Here is a 19,573-nt window from a genome sequence, read left to right on the forward strand (position 1 = left end):
CACCTGCCGTCTAACCTGTACGCATGGGTCAGCAATGGACGAACAGCTCCGTTCTAGCGTTCGCAGATGGCGCCGATCCGATTGAACGCGCACGCAGCGTCGCAGAAGACCTCCTGCAGGCCGCAGCCTCGTTAGGGCTAGAAGGCCCACCGCTCGACGTTGCCCGACTGGCTGCCGCGTTAGGCGCGCGACTTCGTCCCACCGACTCCCTTACCGATGCCAGAACTGTGAACATCGACGGGGAAACGATTATCGAGTACAACCCGTCCCGTCCGCGCGGCCGACTTCGGTTTAGCCTCGCCCACGAGCTAGCTCATACGAGATTCCCGGACGTGGCTCGTGAGCCGCGCTATAGAACTGAACTGGGGGCGGTACCCGCCGCGGATGACAACTGGGAAGTTGAGTTGGTCTGCAACATCATCGCGGCCGAGCTACTACTCCCTGAAGAAGCCGTAGGACCGCTCGTCAACGTAGAAACCGACATCGACTTCATCATGGAGACTCGACGCAGGTGGGACGTGTCAACCGAAGCGCTCCTACGCCGACTAGTTGAAGCGTCGCCACGCCCGCTTGCCCTGCTTGTGACGTCCGCGAGAGCCGAAGGGTCACGAGTGGACTACCTGCTCACTTCGCCGAGCACCAAGTTGTCCTCAGTGATGAACGCCCTCGCTCACGGTGACCTCCTAGAAGCGAGCCAATTTCGCCGGCCCAGCGCCGTCGGCCAAACCTTGCATCACAAGATCCGTGTAGGCGATCGGACCCTCGAAGCCCAAACCGTTGGAACACCCCCGTTCCCGGGATCGTCCCGACCGCGGGCGATGACGCTGATTGAGCTGGCCGCCCCCGCAAACGCCGACCCACACCTGAGCTATGTGACGGGGGACCTGCTCACCGAACTCGACACGCGCTCGCCGATCATTTTCGCCCACGTCGTCTCTGACTCGACCAGGAGCTGGTCCCGGTACGGCGCCGCCGCAGCATTGGCGCGCGCATACCCTGATTTCCCGGGCGCCTACCGAGCGTGGACGATTGCTGACGCCTCCAATCTCGCCCTAGGAAACGTCCATTTCGTGCAGCGTCAAGACAGCGGAGGCCAGGTTGGAATCGCCAGCATCGTGGCGCAAGAAGGTTACGGCCCTGGGAAGGCCACCCGTCTCCGATATGACGCTCTCGAACAGGGGTTAACTCAAGTCGCGGAGATCGCGGGCCGTGAAGGTGCGAAGGTTCATGTGCCCCGGATTGGTGCCGGTCAAGCCGGAGGGCGATGGGACATCATTGAAACAATCATCAGGAAGACGCTGACAGTTCGCGATGTAGACGTCATTGTTCACACCCTGCGTGCGAAAGGCCCCGAACACCATGACGCTCGAAGCTGAAACGGAAACCCTCCAGCCTCGCATCGTCGTTATCAGCGGACCCGTCGGATCTGGCAAGAGCACGCTCGCGCAGCGGCTGGTCGAGCATTTCGGAGCGACCCACGTCCGCACACAGGAGCTACTCGCCGAGGAAGCCGCCAGAAGAAGCGAAGTTCTTCCTGATGAGCGACGCGCGCTTCAGGACTATGGCGACTTCCTCGATCGAGACACCGGTGGGCGGTGGGTCGCTGATGGCGTAGCGCTTCGCATCGCAGAAGGCGAAATACGGAGCGCGCTCATCGTTGTCGATGCGATCCGAATCCTTCCGCAGATCGAACATCTTCGTGAGGCTTTCCCATCTCGCGTCACCCACATTCACTTGTGGGCCCCCGACGATGAGCTCGCGACCCGCTACGAAGGGCGACGAGAATCGAGCCACATCCGAGAGCTAGATAACTACGGAGAGGTAGCGCAGAACGAAACCGAGCGGCGGACTCACGAGTTGGGCGCGGACGCTGACATTTCGATCAACACAAACCGGTGTTCGGAGGACGACGTCGAGACGCGCGCCGCTGCTGCACTACGGCTTGGGACCCCCCGAAGCGCTCGGCTAGTCGATGTCTTGGTTGGCGGACAATACGGGAGCGAGGGCAAAGGCAACATCGCATTCTTCCTCGCTCCCGAGTACGACCTACTCGTCCGAGTCGGCGGACCGAACGCCGGTCACAAAGTGCCGATAGCCGGCTCGTTCGTGCATCGCCTTCTTCCATCCGGCACGCTGGCAAACGAGACCGCGACTTTGCTCATCGGCCCGGGCGCCACACTGGATGTCGAAGTCCTCCTCAACGAAATTGCTGAATGCAACGTCGAAGTCGGTCGGCTCTTCATCGACCCGCAAGCAATGATCATCGAGGACCTCGACAAGGAAGCGGAAGGCGAACTCAAGAAGACGATCGGCTCGACTGGTAAAGGCGGCGGATCCGCGGCTTCGCGGCGAATCATGGGGCGTTCGGGAACCATCGTTCCAGCTGTCCGACTGGCGAAAGATGTCGTCGAGCTCCAGCCGTACATCCGTCCGGCACGAGACGTCATCGAAGAGACCCTGCGCCAGGGGAAGAAGATCCTTCTGGAGGGCACCCAAGGTACCGGGCTCAGCATCTACCATGGGCACTATCCGCATGTCACAAGTCGCGACACGACCGTGGGCGCCACTCTTGCGGAAGCGGGGATCGGTCCGCACCGACTCCGACGGGTCATCATGGTGATTCGTACTTACCCAATCCGAGTGGGTAACCCCATCCGGGGCGAATCCGGTCGAATGTCGCAGGAGCTCGAATGGCAGGAAATTGCCGACCGGTCAGGACATGACGTTGAGGACCTGATCAAGACAGAGAAAGGTTCCGTCTCCCACACGCAGCGACGTGTCGGTGAGTTCGATTGGGAGCAGCTGAAGAGGGCGTCGGAACTGAACGGAGCGACCGACATCGCACTGACCTTCACTGACTACATCAGTAAAGGGAATGAACGTGCGCGGCGCTTCGAGCAGCTCAGCATTGAAACCGTGAACTTCATCGAGGAAGTTGAACGTGTCGCCGCCGCTCCCGTCACCCTTATCGGAACTCGGTTCGATCGGCGCAGCGTGATCGACCGTCGAGAATGGTGAACAAATGGATGTAGATCAGTTGATTGCTGAGTACCCGAGGCTCTACCACATGGCAACTGCCGGGAGCTGGGACTCCATCAAGACGAATGGCCTCTGGACCACGGAGCAGATAACCACATCCGCAGGCCTACATCCGGATGTCGTCGAAGAATTGCTCACCCGCCGCCGGCCGCGATCGGTCGTGATCGACCATCCCGATCTTGGCGTAGTGAGCGTTCGTGACCAGATGCCCCTCAAAATGGTCTTCCTGAACGAGGTGCTGATCGACATGACAGTCGAAGAGTGGCTGGTCACCTTGAATAACCGGGTCTTCTTCTGGCTGCATGAGAATCGGTTGAACAGGCTTCTTGGTGCCAAGCAGTATCGGAATCACGAACAGGACGTTCTTGTCATCGACACCCGATCCCTTGTCGAAGCACACCACGATCGCGTTCGCCTGGCCCCGATGAACACAGGCTCCACATTGTTCCCTGGAGCGCCACTTCGAGGCACCGGCACCTTCGCACCGATTGCTGAGTACGACTACGCATCCATGCGCGTCGGCAGACTGTCAGAAAATCGAGTAGTCGAACTCGCCGTGATTGATGGAGTGCATGATCTGGCAGATCATGTGGTCGCGGTTCAGCGTCGCGTAGGCGCCACCATCTTGGGAGAGACTCGAGTCCGCTAACCGGCGCGCATCGGACGAACACTCACTGGGGCATGCTTCGCGTCGACATGAGTGCTTGCAATCGTTAGCCACCGCTCACGCCGCCTTGCCCATCATGCCCCTGATCTTGTCGACCCGAACGCGAGCGCCGGCCCCGCGATGCCGACGGGCGGAAAGTCCGACACGCCGACGGCCGTCGGCGATACGCCGGCGCGCAACGAGATGGGACCGCGTTGATGAGAATGGCCACCGCCCGAGGCCAAAAAGCGAAAACCGGTGTCAACAACGTGAGAACCGCGAAAACGCATGGATGACGTGCGAGTGGTGTCAGGAATAACGATTGGGGTGTCACGGTCTGTGCGAGCCGACAATGTCGGTGGTCCGCCGTATTCTCGGGGGAGAGCCAAAAAAAGTCGAAAACACTACATCTAGTGGAATGACAATCGTGTCATTCGGGTTATATAGTGGGTGAACACCGCACGAAGCGGTGAAAAACGAGACTTCAGGGGAGGCCATCATGGACTACGAAAACGACAGCGTCGGCGGCTACGCGGTTCCCGTCGACCCGATGGACCTGCTGCAGTGCGACAGCTGCCAGTAGGCACAGACCGCACGTAGAGAGAACCCCGGCCAGGCGGCCGGGGTTCTCTTTTTTCGTCGCCCCGTAGAATCGACGGGTGCCAGTGAATCCAGCTCTTCAGGGCCGCGCGTTCCCGCCGACCGCCCCGTATCTCGTGGGCCGGGAGAAGGTGCGCGAGTTCGCCCGCGCCGTGTTCGCGACCGACCCCGCCTCCTTCGACCTCGACGCGGCGCGCGCCGCCGGCCACGCCGACCTCGTCGCACCGCCCACCTTCTCCATCGTCGTGCAGCAGCTCTCGCTCGACCAGCTGCTCGCCGACCCGGAGGCCGACATCGACTTCAGTCGCGTCGTCCACGGGGACCAGCGGTTCACCTTCACGCGGCCGGTCATCGCCGGCGACGAACTCACCGGCACGCTCACCGTCACCGCGGTGAAGTCGCTGGGCGCGCACTCGATGGTGACCGCCGAGACCGTGATCGTCGACGCGGCCGGCGAGCACGTCGTGACCTCCACCTCCACCCTGGTCGTTCGAGGGGACGAGTGATGACCCAGCAGACCTCAGCAACGCCCGACTTCGACACGCTGACCGTCGGCGACGTGATCGCCGAGCGCAGCTACGAACTGAGCCGCGACTCCCTCGTCCGCTACGCGGGTGCCTCCGGAGACTTCAACTCCATCCACTACCGCGACGACATCGCGACCTCGGTCGGCCTGCCCGGCGTGATCGCACACGGGATGCTCACGATGGGCCTCTCGGTGCAGCCGGTCGTCGACTGGGCCGGCGACCCGGCACGCGTCGCCGACTACCAGGTGCGCTTCACGCGCCCGATCCTGGTGGACCCGTTCACGGGCGCGACCGTCTCGGTCACGGCGAAGATCGGCCAGCTCGACGCGGAGGCCCGTGTCGCCCGCGTCGACCTCACCACGACCTTCAACGGCGAGACCGTGCTCGGCAAGGCGCAGGTGCGGGTCACCCTGGCATGACCGACACGCCGTCGCCCGCCACCACCGCCCTCGCCGACCTCACCACGATGCGCGTCGGCGGCGTCCCCGCACGCCTCGTCGCCCCCGCCGACCGGGACGCGCTCGTCGCCGCGGCGCTCGAGGTGTGGGGGAGCGGCGAGGACTGGCTGCTCCTCGGCGGCGGCTCGAACACGATCGCCGGCGACGACGGCTTCGACGGGACCGTCATCCACATCGTCACCCGCGGGGTGGAGCGCCTCCCGGCACCCGACGGGCGCGTGCGGCTGCGCGTGCAGGCCGGCGAGCCCTGGGACGACCTCGTGGCGCTCACCGTGCGCAACGGCTGGGCCGGCATCGAAGCGCTCTCCGGCATCCCGGGATCCACCGGTGCCGCCCCCGTGCAGAACATCGGCGCGTACGGGCAGGAACTCGAGTCGGCGCTGCTCGCCGTCGAGTTCCTCGACTACCGCACCGGCGAGGTGACCACGCTCACGAAAGCGGAGCTCGGCCTCGGCTACCGGATGTCGGCCCTGAAGGGCGGACTGGAGGGCATCGTGCTCTCGGTCGACCTCGAACTCGCCGACAACACCGTGCCCGGCGGGGTCGGCGCCCCGCTCAGCGCCCCGGTGGGATACGCGCAGCTGGCCGACGCCCTCGGTGTCGTCATCGGCGCGCGGGTCCCGATCGCGGAACTGCGCCGGTCGGTCCTCGCCCTGCGCTCCTCCAAGGGAATGGTCCTCGACCCGGACGACCCCGACTCGGTCAGCGCCGGCAGCTTCTTCACCAACCCGATCGTGTCGGAGAACTTCGCACGATCGCTGCCCAAGGACGCCCCCCGCTGGCCCGTCACCCCACCGGAGCCGGACGCCGTCATCGGCCTGCAGCCCGACGGCGTGCACCCGCTCGACGTCCCCCCGCTGGCCGACGGCCCGTACGACGTCAAGCTCTCGGCCGCGTGGCTCATCGAGAAGGCCGGCATCCGACGCGGGTACGGCCTCCCGGGTTCGGCGGCCGGGCTCTCGTCCAAGCACACGCTCGCGATCGTGAACCGCGGCGGCGCGACGGCGCAGGATGTCGTCCAGCTGGCGTCGTTCATCCAGGCCCGCGTGCAGTCGGAGTTCGGGGTGCTGCTGCGCCCGGAGCCGATCTTCGTCGGCGTCGCGCTGTAGGCGACCGCCCGGCGCTCTCTGAGAAGATTCTCACGCACCGAACCTAGGCTGACGACAGCACGGCGCACCCGCAGAGCCGTCGACCGAAGGGTACGACCATGGGATTCCTCGACCGCCTCCTCGGACGCGAAGAGCCGCGTCCCGCCGACCAGCAGGCACCCGCCCCGCACGCCGGCCCCGCCGCGTACGCTGCGTCCGCCGCGCAGGCGCCGGGTCAGCAGACGCCGGGTCAGCAGGCGCCGGGTCAGCAGCCGCCGAGTCAGCAGCCGCGCTCGGAGGACGAGATCGCCGTCGAGCGCTACCGGTATCTGCTGCGCACCGCGCCGCCGGAGACCATCGAGCAGGTGCACGAGGAGGCGTTCACGAAACTGACGCCCGAGCAGCGCCGCCTGCTCTTCCAGCAGCTCAGCGAGAACGCCCCCGCCGGTGAGCAGCCGCGCGGCGACGACCCGCGCTCGCTCGCCCAGGCCGCCACCCGCTCCGAACTGCGCCAGCCCGGCACCCTCGAGCGTTCGCTCGGCGGACGCAGCGGCGGCGGTGGAGTCGGGTTCGGCGGGATGTTCGCGAGCTCCCTCCTCGGAAGCGTCGCCGGCTATGTCATCGGATCCGCCCTCGTCGGCGCGTTCCTCCCCTCGCCGACCGACAGCCAAGCGGGTGCGGACAACGGCAACGGCGACGGCGGAGACAACAGCGGCGACAGCGGTTCCGGCGACGCCGGCTCCGGGGACGGCGGCTCCGGCGACGCCGGCGCGACCGACACGGCCAGCGCGGACGCCGGTGGCGCCGACGCGGGCGGCTGGGGCGACAGCAGCGGCGGCTGGGGTGACAGCGGAGGCGGCTGGGGCGATTTCGGCGGCGGCGATTTCGGCGGAGGCGACTTCGGCGGAGGCGACTTCATCTAGTCGGCGGTACCCACGGCCATCACCCCCTCAGCGCTGCCGCGAAGGGCAGCACGGCGGAGGCGCCGGCGTCCAGCAGGGCGCGACCGGCGACGGTGATCGTCCAGCGGCTGTCGACGAGGTCGTCGACGAGCAGGACCGGGCGCCCGGTCGGCACATCGAGCCCGTCGGCGCCGAAACGATCCCAGACGGCGGCCAGACGGAACGCGCTGTTGCCGCCCGGGTCACCGGTCGGCCCTCCACCGCGAAGCGAGAGCGAGCCGAGGAACGGGAGCCTGCCGACCTCGGCAAGGCCCCGCGCCAGCGACTCGACGAACACCGGGCGCCGCCGCGACGGCATCGCGACGACCGCGGCGGGCCGCTCCGCCCAGTCCCAATCCGCCAGGACACGGATGCACGCGGCGAGCAGCTCCGGAGGGCACGGCGCATCCGGGGCCTGCGGAGAGAGAACCTCACGGAGGCGGTTGCCCCAGCCCAGATCGGTGAGCCGGGCGAGAGCCCTGCCCGACTGGAGCTGCTCCGCCGGGGCGATCTTGCCGCGCACGGAGACGCCGAGCCGGTCCGCCCCGGTCGGCCACAGCTTGCGCGGCTCGATCTCCACCCCCACCCGGTCGAGCATCGCCGAGACCGAACCGGAGGCCTCCGCGGCGATCGCGCTCGGGTACCAGGCGCCCGCGCAGTTGTCGCAGCGGCCGCACGGTGCCGCGGCCGGGTCGTCGAGGGCCTCCTGCAGGAACTGCATGCGGCACATGCCGGTGCGCTCGTACTCGAGCATCGACTGCTGCTCCGCCTCCCGTGCCGCGGCGATGCGCTCGTACCGATCGCGGTCGTAGACCCACGGCTGCCCGGTCGACACCCAGCCGCCGGAGACCCGGCGGACGGCGCCGTCCACATCCAGCACCTTGAGGAGCAGTTCGAGGGTCGACGCCTTGAGATCGACCCGGCTCTCCAGCACACGGGTCGACTGCGTCTCGTGCGAGAGCGCATCGAGGACGGCCGCCGCCTTCTCCTCCGAGGGCATGGAGGCGGTGGCGAAGTACTGCCAGATCGCGCGGTCCTCCGGGCCGGGCAGCAGCAGGACGTCCGCGTTCTCGGTCGCGCGCCCCGCGCGGCCGACCTGCTGGTAGTACGCGACGGGCGAGGAGGGGGCGCCGAGGTGGACGACGAAGCCGAGGTCGGGTTTGTCGAAGCCCATCCCGAGCGCGCTGGTGGCCACGAGCACCTTCACCTCGTTGCGCTTGAGCCGGCCCTCCAGATCCTCCCGCTCGGCGGTGTCGGTCTGCCCGGTGTAGGCGTACGCCTCGAACCCGGCCGTGCGCAGCACCCGTGCGGTGTCCTCCGCGGCCGCGATCGTCAGCGTGTAGACGATGCCGCTCCCGGGGAGCTCCGCGAGGTTGCTCGCCAGCCAGGCGAGCCGCGAGGTCGCGTCCTCCAGGGTCAGCACGCCGAGACGCAGGGACCGCCGGGCGAGCGGCCCGCGGATCGTCAGGACCTCCGCGTGTCCGCTGCCCTCGCCCATCTGCTCGGCGACGTCGGCGACGACGCGCTCGTTGGCCGTCGCGGTGGTGGCCAGCACGGGCACACCGTCCGGGAGGGACGCGATCAGATCGCGGAGGCGCCGGTAGTCCGGGCGGAAGTCGTGCCCCCAGTCGGAGATGCAGTGCGCCTCGTCGATCACGAGCAGGCCGCTGCGCGCGATCAGGTCGGGGAGGTGCTGGTCGCGGAAGTCGGGGTTGTTGAGCCGCTCGGGGGAGACCAGGAGCACATCCACCGAGTCCTCGCGCAGCCGGGCGGAGACGTCGTCCCACTCGTGCCGGTTGGCCGAGTTGATGGTGACGGCCCGCACCCCCGCGCGTTCGGCGGCGGAGACTTGGTCGCGCATGAGGGCGAGCAACGGCGAGACCAGGATGGTCGGCCCGGCCCCGCGCTGCCGGAGCAGCATGGTCGCCACGAAGTACACGGCCGACTTGCCCCACCCGGTGCGCTGCACGACGAGCGCCCGGCGCTGCTCGTCGACGAGAGCCGCGATCGCCTCGTACTGCCCGGAGTGGAAGTCGGCGTCCTCCCGCCCGACGAGGGCGCGGAGGCTGGTGACGGCGAGGTCTCTGGTGGTGCTCATGCAGCCATCGTTCCAGAGGGGGCCGACGCCCGATCGCCGCGCGTGAGGATCCGTGGACAAGTCCCAGGCGTGGGCGGGTGTGCAGAACCTTGTGCCGCCGCCGCGACGGTCAGCCGTCCTTGCGGATCCACCGGAACGTCAGACGGCACGCGATCAGCCCCGCCACCAGCCAGATCAGCAGGACGACGGCCATCCAGCCGAGCTGCCAGCTCCCGCTCGGCTCCTGCGACTCGAACGACGCGGGCAGGAACACGCTCCGCATCCCCTGCGCGATCCACTTCAGCGGGAACACGCTCGCGATGTTCTGCAACCACACCGGCAGAAGGTTGAACGCCAGATAGACGCCCGAGATGAACTGCAGCACCAGCACGATCGGGATGATCACCGCCGTCGCGCTCTTGCCGGTGCGTGGCACGGCGGACAGCGCGATCCCGAGCACCGCCGAGGTCACGATCCCGAGCAGATAGATCCAGACGAACCGCAGCCACGCCTCGGGGTCGGTCGGCAGGTCGACGCCGAACGCCAGCCGGGCGACCAGCAGCAGGAGCACGATCTGCAGCGCGCTCGTGACGATGACCTGGCCCATCTTGCCGATGAAGTACGAGACCACCGGCAGCGGCGTCCCGCCGAGCCGCTTGAGTGTCCCGTTGCTCTTCTCGATCGCGATGTCGACGGCGAGGTTCTGGACGCCGCTCAGGAGGACGCCCGCGGCGATCATGCCGGGCAGGTAGTAGGCGGCCTGGGTGATGCCGCCCGAGCCGTCTGGCGCCGCTCCGACTTTCCCCAGCCCCTGGAACGCGACCGAGAAGATCCCGAGCATGACCACCGGGAAGAGGAAGGTGAAGAAGATCGTGTCGCCCTGGCGGAAGTAGGTCAGGGTCTCGTATCGGGCGCGGGCGATTCCGAGCGGGATGGTCGTCATGCGATCGCCTCCCGCTCCGGGGCGCCGGCCTCGCGCACCAGTTCGAGGTAGATGTCCTCCAGGCTCGGCCGGATGACCTCGAGGCCCCGCGGCTCGCCTCCGAGGTCGGCGGTCAGGCGGGCGACGAGGGCGCCGGGCTCGTCCGTGCGCTCCTGCTGCGGCGCGCCGGCGGCGTCGCGCCAGCTGACGATCGGGACGCGCGCCGCCGCGCCGCCGATCTCGTCGACGGCTCCCATGTCGATGAGGGTGCCGCGGGCGATCACCGCGACCCGGTCGCTGAGCTGGGCGGCTTCGTCGAGATAGTGCGTTGTGAGCAGGATGGTGGTGCCCTCGCGCTTGAGGTCCCGGATCAGGTTCCAGAACTGGTGGCGCGCCTCCGGGTCGAACCCGGTGGTCGGCTCGTCCAGGAACAGCAGCTCGGGCCGGCCGATCACGCCGAGGGCGACGTCGAGCCGGCGTCGCTGCCCACCCGACAGGTTGCGGATGCGCGTCTTGGCCTTGTCGGTCAGACCGACTGCGGCGATGAGCTCGTCCACGTCGCGGCGCCGCGGATAGAACCGCGAGAAGTGCACGAGTTGCTCGCGCACGGTCACATCGGCGGCCTCGATGCCGGACTGGAGCACGATCCCGAGTCGGGCCTTCCAGGCGGTGCCGCCGTGCTGCGGGTCGACCCCCAGCACGTCCGCGGTGCCCCCGCTGCGGTCGCGGTACCCCTCGAGGATCTCGATCGTCGTGCTCTTGCCGGCACCGTTCGGGCCGAGGAGGGCGAAGGTCTCGCCCTCCTCGATGTCGAAGTCGACTCCGCGCAGCGCCTCGAACGAGCCGTACGTCTTGCGCAGGCCCCGGACGGAGACCGCAGCGCGGTGGGGTGTCATGCCCCCATCATGCCGTCTGGCGGCGCCGCTGTGCCGACCGGATCGCACCGAGCAGCGCGAACACCACGATCAGCACGCCCGCGGCCGCGAGCCACAGCGCCCACGCCGTGCCCGGGGTGAGGGCGGCGAGCCAGACCTCGACAGCAGCCAGGCGCTCGGGCGCCGACAGGACGAACAGCATCCCACCGGCGAAGACGACGAGCAGCAGGCCCCACACGACGCCGCCCCAGCGGATCGGGGGACGGGAGGCGGTGGCCGGCATCGGCGCCCAGGCGGACGGAGGCGGCGGGGTGAGCCATGGCTCGGCGGGGAGAGGGTGCGTGGGCTGGGGGGCGGTCGGCTGCTCCGCGGTGGGCAGGGCCTCGGTCGGCTGCGTCTCGGACGGCGGCGCGTCGGTCGGCTGCGTCTCGGACGGGTCGGGGGTCGGGTTCGCGTCGGTGCTCATGGCGTTCCTCACTTCTGCTCGCGCTGGACGAGCACGTCGTCGAGCTGGGCGATTCGGACGACGGCGTCGGGTGCTCCGCCCGGACCGACGAGGATGTTCGTGCTGCAGCTGCCGAGCGGGCGCGGCTGGCACCGATGGACGTGCTCGGCGCCCGACGGGTCGGTCACGACCACGGCGGCTGCGGTCGCGGCCTCCAGCCGCACGGTGGCATCCGCCGGGACGATCACCGTCGTCGTGTCGGACCCCTTGGCGAGGTCGATCCGGGGTGTGCCCGAGGCCGTCACCGCGTCCGTCAGGTCGATCGTTGTGTGCCCCCAGCCCTGGATGTAGGAGGCGTCGGCGGACGGCGCGAGCGTCTGATCGGCTCCGGCCACGATGGACGCTGCCGAGAAGCTCGAACGTGCACCGCTCGGGAGGGCCGCCGTGAGCGCCGTGAGTGCGGCCAGGATGATGCCGAAGGTGATGAGGAACCCGCTGCGGCGGCGCGCGAGGCCCGCGATGAGGGCGGCGAGGCCGAACACGAGGGTGGCCGCGGCGAGGGCGGCGGTCGACGCGTAACCGGACAGGCCGGTCAGCGGGACCCAGAGGGCGGAGGCGGCGGCTCCCGCGATGACGGCGAGGCCCACGGTCAGCCAGCCCAGGGGAGCGCCGACGCGAGGGTTGGCGGCGCGGTAGGCGGCGCGACGGGCACTGGCCGCTGCATTGGCGGAGGCCGCCTGCGCGCGGATCTCGGCGGAGCGCTGCGCCTTGACCGCGCGCATGTCCTCGGCGAGGCGGGCCTTCCAGCGGGCGTGCTCCGCCTTCCACTCGGCCTGGCGCTGCTGCCAGTCCGCGACGTCCTGCGGGCTCGCGCCCACGGTCGGAGCCGGTGGTGCGACGGGCTCGGCCGTGATGTCGAGCGGCGGCGTCGGTGCGCCGCCGTCGGTGGGCGCCTTCGGGTCGGCGCCGTCCTTCGCGTCGCCGGCCTTCTTCGTGTCCGCGTTCGTCGCGGTGGTCGTCGTCGCGCCGTCCGTTCCTGTCGCGAACGCGGCGGAGGCGGTGGGCGGCGCGGTGGGCGCGCTGTCCGTCGCCGGTGCGCTCGGCCAGGTGCCCGGCGCGGGAGGTGCAGGGCGGCTCGGCGGCGTCGCCGCACCCGGCCGCTTGTCGGCCGCGCGCACGGCGAAGACGATCAGCCCGGCGACGAGCGCCAGGACGAGGAGCGTCCAGAACACCCGTCCGACGATCTCGCCCCACCCCCAGTCGTTCCAGACGCCGCCGCCCCCGAACCAGCCGAAACCGCTCGACCAGGGCAGCAGCGAGAAGACGACGAGCACGCCCGCCGCGACGATCGGGGCATCCACGTCGCCCTCGAAGAGACGCTGGAGGTGGATGCGGCCGTCGCGGTCGGGGAGGAGTGCCCAGGCCAGCGCGTAGAGGAGCACGACCGGGGCGCCCAGCACGGCGGCCACGACGACGATGCCGCGGACGATGAGCGGGTCGATTCCGAGGCGGTAGGCGACGCCGGCGCACACACCGCCGACCCAGCCGTCCGCGCGGACGACGCCGAGGCTGCGCATCCAGTCGAAGAAGCGGGAGCCGCGGCCCGAGAGGCCGGTGCTCGGGCCGCCGTAGGGCGGCGGCGTGGTGGAGTCGTTCTGTGACATGCTCCGATCCTGGCGCTCGGAGGCGCCCCCGCGACATGGGGTGACACCCTGAGCGGACCCTGATTCCCCTGCCCGCGGGCTGTCCGGGTGGCTCCGGGTCTGCTTGGATTCTGAACATGACCCCCACCGTGCCTGCCGCCAGGCCGCCGATCGCCCGGCCGCCGCTGGCGCGTCCGCGCGACTGCGTGTTCGGCGGCGTGTGCCAGGCGCTCGCGGATCACCTCGGGTGGCCGGTCGCCGCGGTGCGGTGGATCTTCGTCGGCACGACGTTCCTCGCCGGCGCGGGCGTCCTCTTCTATCTCTGGTTGTGGGCACTGGTCCCCCTCCGCGCTGCAGACGGCGACGAGCCCGCGCAGCGCGTGCATCGCCGGATCAACATCCCCTGGTTCTTCGGAGTCACCGGTGCGGGGGCCGGTCTCGTGTCGATCGTGCTGGTCGCGACGGGCGCGCTGGGCTCGGCCATCGGCCTCCTCTTCCTCTCGATCGTCCTGCTCGTCGCCGCGGTGGCCTGGGACCAGCTGGTCGAGGACGACAGCCTGCTGCCCACCCCGTTGTCGACGACGGCGTTCCGCATCGCCGCGGGCGCGTTCCTCGTGGTCGTCGCGCTCGTGCTCAGCGTGCTCCAGAACGCGCACGGGTCGGGGCCGCTGTGGATCGGGATCATCGCCGCCACCTTCGCCGGTGCGGCCGTGCTGGTCGCGCCCTGGGCGCTCCGGCTCTGGCGTGAGCTGATCTCGGAGCGCACGGCGCGGATCAAGGAGGAGCAGCGCGCGGAGATGGCGGCGCACCTCCACGACTCGGTGCTGCAGACGCTCGCCCTCATCCAGAACCGCGCCGGGGCGTCGAGCGAGGTCGGTCGCATCGCCCGGGCCCAGGAGCGGGAACTGCGCGACTGGCTGTACGCGGACGCCGCCCACGCGGCGGAACGGGAGGATGCGGACCTGGCGGGCGAACTGCGGGAGGTCGCCGCCGCGCTCGAGGTCGACCACGCCGTGCACTTCGACATCGTGTCGGTCGGCGAGCCGGTCCGGAACGCGCCGGCAGAACTCGGCGCGGCCTCCCGGGAGGCCATGCTGAACGCCGCGCGCCACGCCGGCGGCGAGGTGTCCGTGTACATCGAGAACGGGGCCGGCTCCGCCGACGTCTTCGTGCGCGACCGCGGTGCAGGCTTCGACGTCCACGCCCTGCCCGAAGGCCGGCTCGGTGTGCGGGAGTCCATCATCGGCCGGATGCGCCGCGCCGGCGGCACGGCCACCGTCAGCTCTCGGCCCACCGGCACCGAGGTCCACCTGAGCATCGAGTTCGCGAGCGAGGCACCATGACAGACAACACCGACACCGCCCCCTCCGCCGGGGAGGCCGACGCGGGACGCATCACCGTGGTGATCGTCGACGACCACTCCATCTTCCGCTCCGGCTTGCGCGCCGACCTCGACGACCGCCTCGAGGTGCTCGCCGAGGCGGCGGATGTCGATGCCGCCGTCGAGGCGATCGTGCGCACGCAGCCGGCGGTCGTGCTCCTCGATGTGCACCTCCCGGGCGGTGCCGGAGGCGGTGGCGCGGAGGTCCTGCGCCGCACCGTCTCCGAATGCCCGCACACCCGCTTCCTCGCCCTGAGCGTCTCGGACGCCGCCGAGGACGTCGTCGGCGTCATCCGCGCCGGTGCCCGCGGCTACCTCACCAAGGGCAGCTCGGGCGGTCAGGTGAGCGACGCGGTGGTCGCCGTGGCGGGAGGAGACGCGGTGTTCTCGCCCAAGCTCGCGGGGTTCGTGCTCGACGCCTTCGGCGCCGCGGCCGGCGAGCAGGCGGAGAACACCGACGAACTCGACCGTCTCTCGGCTCGCGAGCGCGAGGTGATGCGGCTGATCGCGCGCGGCTACGCGTACAAGGAGGTCGCGGCCGAGCTGTTCATCTCCATCAAGACGGTGGAGACCCACGTCTCGGCGGTGCTCCGCAAGCTCCAGCTCTCGTCGCGGCACGAGCTGACGGCGTGGGCGTTGGAACGCAAGCTGCTGTAGACGCGTCATCCGTCCCCTCCTCGATGGACGGCGCGGTCGAGGATCGCCCGCACCCGGCGAGCGAGACCCGGATCGGCCAGATCGTCCGGTCCGAGCTCCACGATGGTCCAGCCGTCGGCCTGAAGGTCGAGGCGGCGGCGCAGGTCGCGACGGTACTGCTCGCGCTCCCGGTGGTGGTCGCCCTGGTACTCGAGGATCACCCGGCGCTCCGGGAACACGAGGTCCCCGCGGTAGTCGCTGCCGCTCGCCGTCCGGATGGGCAGATTCGATGCGAACCCGAGTACGCCACCGCTCGCGAGCCGGAAGCGGAGGCGGGACTCCTGCGGCGACTCGGCCCGGGGGTCCAGGAGGGCGAAGGCCTGCAGCAGGTCCGGCAGGCCGCGTCGGATCACCGAACGGTCCAGTGCACCGCGCAGCTCGCGGAGGCGGTCGCGGCCCGTGCAGCGTCGCGCGACCGCGTCGCCGACGACCACCAGCTCCTCGACCGTGACGATCCCGGCGAGCTCGCACCAGGCGCGCGGCAGGGAGCTCAGCGGCAGGCCGTCCTCGACGATCACGTCCCCGAACGACACTCTGACCGAGTGCCCGCGGATCCCGGGCCTGCGCGGAGCGCGTGCCGGCGCGGGGACGGACACGTGCAGGCCCGACGGGAGCCGGGCGAGGGGGAGTCCGTGGAGGGCGGCGGCCGTCGGTCCCGAGAAGAACGCGCCGGGAGGAGCGACGGCCAGATAGGCCCTGCACCAGTCGTCGAGCCGGCTGGGCGTCTCCGTCGCCACCACCCCGTGGAACGGCCGGCGGACGGTCGGCCCGCGCAGGCGTTTCTCGGTGTGGCCGAGCGCTCGCGCCTCCCGCACGGCGAGGGGCTGGCGTCCGAGCTGGAGGGCGAGTGCGCTGTTCATGCGCCTCACTCTGCCGCGCCGGCACCCGCCCGATCCGGTTGTCCACAGGCCGGATTCGTTCCCATCCGCCGAGACGTCGCAAGCCGCCCCGTCGAAGCGTGAGTGGTCGCGGAAAAGGGCGTGTCACGACGGTTCACCGCCGCGGGGCAGCGCGTTTTGCGCAGGTGGTGCAGCGTCCCGTACACTGGACGCGGTGGTTGAATCTGCCAAGCTTTTCTGCGCCTTTTTTCGGTGACGGCGACGGCAGTCATGCCGAGCTGTGATCAGGCATTCGGAGCACATTCGGATGCGTGATCGGCTAGCCTTGACCGAGGCTAGGTTTGTCTCAGGACGTGCGGAGCGCTTCGCGGGTTCGTCTTCCCTAGGGCGGTAGCTCAATTGGCAGAGCAGCGGTCTCCAAAACCGCAGGTTGCAGGTTCGATTCCTGTCCGCCCTGCAAGTCGACATTCCGATGTCGGCCCACGAAAGGTGTAACGAGGTGGCCCGAAAAGTTATCGACGAGCCGAGTGAGGACATCGTCGCCAACGCGAAGAAGGATCGCGCTGCGAAGCGCAACCCCTTCGCGCGCATCGCGCTGTTCATCCGCCAGGTCATCGGCGAGCTCAAGAAGGTCGTCACGCCGACCCGCAAGGAACTCCTGAGCTACACGGGGGTCGTGCTCGTCTTCGTGGTGATCATGATGGCGCTCGTGTCCCTCCTCGACTGGCTGTTCAGCCTGGGCGTCGTCTGGGTCTTCGGCAACCCCACCTAGAGCGGACGACTCCCGCTCGAGTGGAAAGCTCGGCCGGACCACCGGCCACCCCGACAGAAATGGAATGAATTCAGTGTCTGAGACGAATCGCGACGACGTGGACTGGGCCACCGCTGCCGAGCAGTCCTCCGAGGACGACGAGGCGCAGACCGGCAACGTGCTGGAGCACGACGAGGACTCGTCCGACGCCGCCGAGCACGAAGCGCTGCACGTCGTGTCCGAGGACGGCACCCAGATCGATCTGGACGCCGTGCTGGACGCGATGGCGGAGGCCGTCGACCCCGAGGCCGACCACGCCGTCGACGAGGCCCTCGAGGTCCACGACGACGAGGAGGCCGAGGCCGCCCAGGAGGCCGTCGAGGACGAAGAAGAGGTCGCCACCGACCCCTACGAGGAGTTCCGCACCGAGCTCCGCGGCAAGATCGGCAAGTGGTACGTCATCCACTCCTACGCCGGCTTCGAGCGCCGGGTGAAGTCCAACATCGAGAACCGCATGGTCTCGCTGAACATGGAGGACTACATCTACGAGGTCCAGGTCCCGATGGAGGACGTGGTCGAGATCAAGAACGGCCAGCGCAAGATGGTCAACCGCGTGCGCATCCCGGGCTACGTGCTCGTGCGCATGGACCTCAACGAGGACAGCTGGTCGGTCGTCCGCCACACGCCGGGTGTCACCGGCTTCGTCGGCAACGCGCACAACCCGACGCCGCTGCGCTTCGAGGAGGCCTTCTCGATGCTGAAGAGCCTCGTCCAGATCGAGGCCGCGCCGGTCAAGGGCGCCGCCAAGGGTCAGAAGGCCACCGCCCGGGTCATCCCGGCCGAGGTGGACTTCGAGATCGGCGAGACCATCACGATCAAGGAAGGCTCGTTCGCGGGCCTGCCCGGATCGATCAGCGAGATCAAGCCGGAGAGCGGCAAGCTCACCGTGCTGGTGTCGCTCTTCGAGCGCGAGACGCCGGTCGAGCTCAGCTTCGACCAGGTCACGAAGCTCTGACCCCCTAGTTTTCAGATCACCGGGTCTCGGAAGGGCCGAGAAACCGGGAGAGCGGCACGGAGCGATCCAACGCCGCTCGAATACACAAAGAAGGAAGAGACATGGCACCGAAGAAGAAGGTCACCGGTCTGATCAAGCTTCAGATCAACGCCGGCGCTGCCAACCCGGCCCCGCCGATCGGCCCGGCCCTGGGTCAGCACGGCGTGAACATCATGGAGTTCTGCAAGGCGTACAACGCCGCGACCGAGTCGCAGCGCGGCAACGTCATCCCGGTCGAGATCACCGTCTACGAGGACCGTTCGTTCACGTTCGTCCTGAAGACCCCGCCGGCTGCGGAGCTCATCAAGAAGGCGGCCGGCGTCGCCAAGGGCTCGGGTGTCCCGCACACCAACAAGGTCGGCAAGCTGACCCAGGAGCAGGTCCGCGGCATCGCCGAGCAGAAGATGGTCGACCTCAACGCGAACGACATCGACGCCGCGTCGAAGATCATCGCCGGCACCGCCCGTTCGATGGGCATCACCGTCGAGGCGTAAGCCCCGACCGCCCTCACACACCCTCCGCCGCAAGGCATCACAGTGGCAGAGCCGGCCAGGCTCGCACCACATTCTCGTTAGGAGAAAACTCATGGCACAGAAGTCCAAGGCCTACCGGGCCGCCGCCGAGAAGATCGAAGACGGCAAGTTCTACACCCCGACCGAGGCCGTCGCGCTCGCGAAGGAGACCGGTTCCGCCAAGTTCAACTCGACCGTCGAGGTCGCGCTGAAGCTCGGTGTCGACCCGCGCAAGGCGGACCAGATGGTTCGCGGTACCGTCATCCTTCCTCACGGCACCGGCAAGACCGCGCGCGTCATCGTCTTCGCGACCGGCCCTGCGGCCGAGGCGGCCATCGCGGCCGGCGCGGACGAGGTCGGCGGCTCCGAGCTGATCGAGAAGGTCGCCGGCGGCTGGACCGATTTCGACTCCGCCGTCTCCACCCCGGAGCTCATGGGCCAGGTCGGTCGTCTCGGAAAGGTGCTCGGCCCGCGTGGCCTCATGCCCAACCCGAAGACCGGCACGGTCACCCCGGACGTGGCGAAGGCCGTCTCCGACATCAAGGGCGGAAAGATCGAGTTCCGCGTCGACAAGCACTCCAACGTCCACTTCGTGGTCGGCAAGGCGGGCTTCACGCAGGAGCAGCTCGACGACAACATCAAGACCGCGCTCGAGGAGATCGTGCGTCTGAAGCCGTCGGCCGCCAAGGGCCGTTACATCCAGAAGGGCGCCGTGTCGACCACGTTCGGCCCCGGCATCCCGCTGGACGTCAACGCGATCTGATCGTCTCGCAGACACTCGAAGGGGTCGTCACCGGCAGCAGCCGGTGACGACCCCTTCGGCGTTGCTGGGGCGGTCGCGGAGATTCTGAGAGAACGTACACACTCGTCAAGGATCGCGACAGACCCGTCTACCCCCTCTTGTGTGGCAGAACGACGGGGGTTTACGCTCGCTCTGGCGCGCGCCGCGCGCCGACTCGATGTCGAGTCCGTCCGAGTGAAGGATGACGTTTCCATGACTCCTCGCACCACACGATCCCTCCACAAGAGGGTCGTCGGAATCATCGCCACCGTGGCCGCCACGGTGGCTTTGTCATTGG

At 68.8% G+C, this 19,573-nt stretch carries 19 protein-coding genes and 1 tRNA gene; 14 read left to right on the plus strand and 6 right to left on the minus strand.

Going from position 1 to position 19,573, the window contains the following annotated elements; all coding sequences use genetic code 11:
• Positions 1–23: 23 nt before the first annotated feature.
• From BGO91_RS11820 to BGO91_RS11850, 7 genes are all read left to right on the plus strand, one after another.
• The gene (locus BGO91_RS11820; RefSeq protein WP_290472954.1) at positions 24–1,376 is read left to right on the plus strand and encodes an ImmA/IrrE family metallo-endopeptidase; all 1,353 of its coding nucleotides are present in this window, start codon (positions 24–26) and stop codon (positions 1,374–1,376) included.
• The gene (locus tag BGO91_RS11825) at positions 1,360–3,018 is read left to right on the plus strand and encodes an adenylosuccinate synthetase (RefSeq protein ID WP_290472955.1); all 1,659 of its coding nucleotides are present in this window, start codon (positions 1,360–1,362) and stop codon (positions 3,016–3,018) included. The genes BGO91_RS11820 and BGO91_RS11825 overlap by 17 nt, the downstream gene beginning before the upstream one ends.
• A gap of 4 nt (positions 3,019–3,022) precedes the next feature.
• Positions 3,023–3,688, plus strand: coding sequence for a hypothetical protein (locus BGO91_RS11830; protein WP_290472956.1), 666 nt, complete (start codon positions 3,023–3,025; stop codon positions 3,686–3,688).
• 656 nt (positions 3,689–4,344) lie between these two features.
• On the plus strand, positions 4,345–4,791 hold the full coding sequence (locus BGO91_RS11835; protein ID WP_081703984.1) for a MaoC family dehydratase N-terminal domain-containing protein: 447 nt from the start codon (positions 4,345–4,347) through the stop codon (positions 4,789–4,791).
• Entirely contained in the window at positions 4,791–5,231 is a 441-nt protein-coding gene (locus BGO91_RS11840) for a MaoC family dehydratase (protein WP_290472957.1), read from the plus strand. Before BGO91_RS11835 ends, BGO91_RS11840 begins: the two co-directional genes overlap by 1 nt.
• Positions 5,228–6,379, plus strand: a complete 1,152-nt coding sequence (locus BGO91_RS11845; protein ID WP_290472958.1) for a UDP-N-acetylmuramate dehydrogenase — start codon at positions 5,228–5,230, stop codon at positions 6,377–6,379. Before BGO91_RS11840 ends, BGO91_RS11845 begins: the two co-directional genes overlap by 4 nt.
• A 98-nt stretch (positions 6,380–6,477) precedes the next feature.
• Positions 6,478–7,281 carry a hypothetical protein gene (locus BGO91_RS11850; protein ID WP_290472959.1) on the plus strand — a complete coding sequence of 268 codons (804 nt, stop codon included), beginning with the start codon at positions 6,478–6,480 and terminating at the stop codon, positions 7,279–7,281.
• Positions 7,282–7,300: 19 nt separating this feature from the next.
• Here BGO91_RS11850 and BGO91_RS11855 read toward each other — a convergent pair whose 3' ends face one another.
• The 5 genes from BGO91_RS11855 to BGO91_RS11875 all read right to left on the minus strand — a co-directional run bounded on the left by BGO91_RS11855 (position 7,301) and on the right by BGO91_RS11875 (position 13,282).
• Positions 7,301–9,397 (minus strand): RecQ family ATP-dependent DNA helicase, encoded by a 2,097-nt coding sequence (locus tag BGO91_RS11855; protein WP_290472960.1) that lies wholly within the window; start codon positions 9,395–9,397, stop codon positions 7,301–7,303.
• A gap of 109 nt (positions 9,398–9,506) precedes the next feature.
• On the minus strand, positions 9,507–10,319 hold the full coding sequence (locus tag BGO91_RS11860; protein WP_290472961.1) for an ABC transporter permease: 813 nt from the start codon (positions 10,317–10,319) through the stop codon (positions 9,507–9,509).
• Positions 10,316–11,194 (minus strand): ABC transporter ATP-binding protein, encoded by an 879-nt coding sequence (locus BGO91_RS11865; protein ID WP_290472962.1) that lies wholly within the window; start codon positions 11,192–11,194, stop codon positions 10,316–10,318. Before BGO91_RS11865 ends, BGO91_RS11860 begins: the two co-directional genes overlap by 4 nt.
• Before the next feature lie 7 nt (positions 11,195–11,201).
• Positions 11,202–11,639: a hypothetical protein gene (locus BGO91_RS11870; RefSeq protein ID WP_290472963.1), complete on the minus strand. Its 438-nt coding sequence runs from the start codon at positions 11,637–11,639 to the stop codon at positions 11,202–11,204.
• Between the two features lie 8 nt (positions 11,640–11,647).
• A complete protein-coding gene (locus tag BGO91_RS11875) occupies positions 11,648–13,282 on the minus strand; it encodes a PspC domain-containing protein (protein WP_290472964.1) in 1,635 nt (544 codons plus the stop codon).
• 116 nt (positions 13,283–13,398) lie between these two features.
• On the opposite strand from BGO91_RS11875, the gene BGO91_RS11880 reads away from it, so the two are divergent.
• A complete protein-coding gene (locus BGO91_RS11880; RefSeq protein ID WP_290472965.1) occupies positions 13,399–14,604 on the plus strand; it encodes an ATP-binding protein in 1,206 nt (401 codons plus the stop codon).
• Positions 14,601–15,299 (plus strand): response regulator transcription factor, encoded by a 699-nt coding sequence (locus tag BGO91_RS11885; RefSeq protein ID WP_290472966.1) that lies wholly within the window; start codon positions 14,601–14,603, stop codon positions 15,297–15,299. Before BGO91_RS11880 ends, BGO91_RS11885 begins: the two co-directional genes overlap by 4 nt.
• Positions 15,300–15,304: 5 nt before the next feature.
• On the opposite strand, the gene BGO91_RS11890 is transcribed toward BGO91_RS11885, so the two are convergent.
• Positions 15,305–16,198, minus strand: coding sequence for a hypothetical protein (locus BGO91_RS11890; RefSeq protein WP_290472967.1), 894 nt, complete (start codon positions 16,196–16,198; stop codon positions 15,305–15,307).
• Between the two features lie 363 nt (positions 16,199–16,561).
• Between BGO91_RS11890 and BGO91_RS11895 the strand changes: the two genes are divergently transcribed.
• From BGO91_RS11895 to rplA, 5 genes are all read left to right on the plus strand, one after another.
• Positions 16,562–16,634: transfer RNA gene (locus BGO91_RS11895), tRNA-Trp, on the plus strand.
• A gap of 42 nt (positions 16,635–16,676) precedes the next feature.
• On the plus strand, positions 16,677–16,949 hold the full coding sequence (secE, locus tag BGO91_RS11900; RefSeq protein ID WP_039923027.1) for a preprotein translocase subunit SecE: 273 nt from the start codon (positions 16,677–16,679) through the stop codon (positions 16,947–16,949).
• Between the two features lie 73 nt (positions 16,950–17,022).
• Positions 17,023–17,943, plus strand: coding sequence for a transcription termination/antitermination protein NusG (gene nusG, locus BGO91_RS11905; protein ID WP_290472968.1), 921 nt, complete (start codon positions 17,023–17,025; stop codon positions 17,941–17,943).
• 101 nt (positions 17,944–18,044) lie between these two features.
• Complete coding sequence (gene rplK / locus BGO91_RS11910; protein WP_021764077.1) at positions 18,045–18,476, plus strand: 50S ribosomal protein L11; 432 nt, start codon at positions 18,045–18,047, stop codon at positions 18,474–18,476.
• A 91-nt stretch (positions 18,477–18,567) separates the two neighbouring features.
• On the plus strand, positions 18,568–19,257 hold the full coding sequence (gene rplA / locus BGO91_RS11915) for a 50S ribosomal protein L1 (protein ID WP_021764078.1): 690 nt from the start codon (positions 18,568–18,570) through the stop codon (positions 19,255–19,257).
• The last annotated feature ends 316 nt before the right edge of the window (positions 19,258–19,573 follow it).

The organism is Leifsonia sp. 71-9 (assembly GCF_001898805.1).
In the GTDB taxonomy this organism is placed as follows: Bacteria; Actinomycetota; Actinomycetes; order Actinomycetales; family Microbacteriaceae; genus Leifsonia.

Bases quoted from the DNA above. Each gene is read 5' to 3' on its own strand.
- BGO91_RS11875 (WP_290472964.1), bottom strand. From the start codon at position 13,282: ATGTCACAGAACGACTCCACCACGCCGCCGCCCTACGGCGGCCCGAGC.
- BGO91_RS11820 (WP_290472954.1), top strand. From the start codon at position 24: ATGGGTCAGCAATGGACGAACAGCTCCGTTCTAGCGTTCGCAGATGGC.
- BGO91_RS11865 (WP_290472962.1), bottom strand. From the start codon at position 11,194: ATGACACCCCACCGCGCTGCGGTCTCCGTCCGGGGCCTGCGCAAGACG.
- BGO91_RS11860 (WP_290472961.1), bottom strand. From the start codon at position 10,319: ATGACGACCATCCCGCTCGGAATCGCCCGCGCCCGATACGAGACCCTG.
- BGO91_RS11840 (WP_290472957.1), top strand. From the start codon at position 4,791: ATGACCCAGCAGACCTCAGCAACGCCCGACTTCGACACGCTGACCGTC.
- BGO91_RS11845 (WP_290472958.1), top strand. From the start codon at position 5,228: ATGACCGACACGCCGTCGCCCGCCACCACCGCCCTCGCCGACCTCACC.
- BGO91_RS11850 (WP_290472959.1), top strand. From the start codon at position 6,478: ATGGGATTCCTCGACCGCCTCCTCGGACGCGAAGAGCCGCGTCCCGCC.
- BGO91_RS11880 (WP_290472965.1), top strand. From the start codon at position 13,399: ATGACCCCCACCGTGCCTGCCGCCAGGCCGCCGATCGCCCGGCCGCCG.
- BGO91_RS11885 (WP_290472966.1), top strand. From the start codon at position 14,601: ATGACAGACAACACCGACACCGCCCCCTCCGCCGGGGAGGCCGACGCG.
- rplA (WP_021764078.1), top strand. From the start codon at position 18,568: ATGGCACAGAAGTCCAAGGCCTACCGGGCCGCCGCCGAGAAGATCGAA.
- rplK (WP_021764077.1), top strand. From the start codon at position 18,045: ATGGCACCGAAGAAGAAGGTCACCGGTCTGATCAAGCTTCAGATCAAC.
- BGO91_RS11830 (WP_290472956.1), top strand. From the start codon at position 3,023: ATGGATGTAGATCAGTTGATTGCTGAGTACCCGAGGCTCTACCACATG.
- BGO91_RS11825 (WP_290472955.1), top strand. From the start codon at position 1,360: ATGACGCTCGAAGCTGAAACGGAAACCCTCCAGCCTCGCATCGTCGTT.
- BGO91_RS11870 (WP_290472963.1), bottom strand. From the start codon at position 11,639: ATGAGCACCGACGCGAACCCGACCCCCGACCCGTCCGAGACGCAGCCG.
- BGO91_RS11890 (WP_290472967.1), bottom strand. From the start codon at position 16,198: ATGAACAGCGCACTCGCCCTCCAGCTCGGACGCCAGCCCCTCGCCGTG.
- BGO91_RS11855 (WP_290472960.1), bottom strand. From the start codon at position 9,397: ATGAGCACCACCAGAGACCTCGCCGTCACCAGCCTCCGCGCCCTCGTC.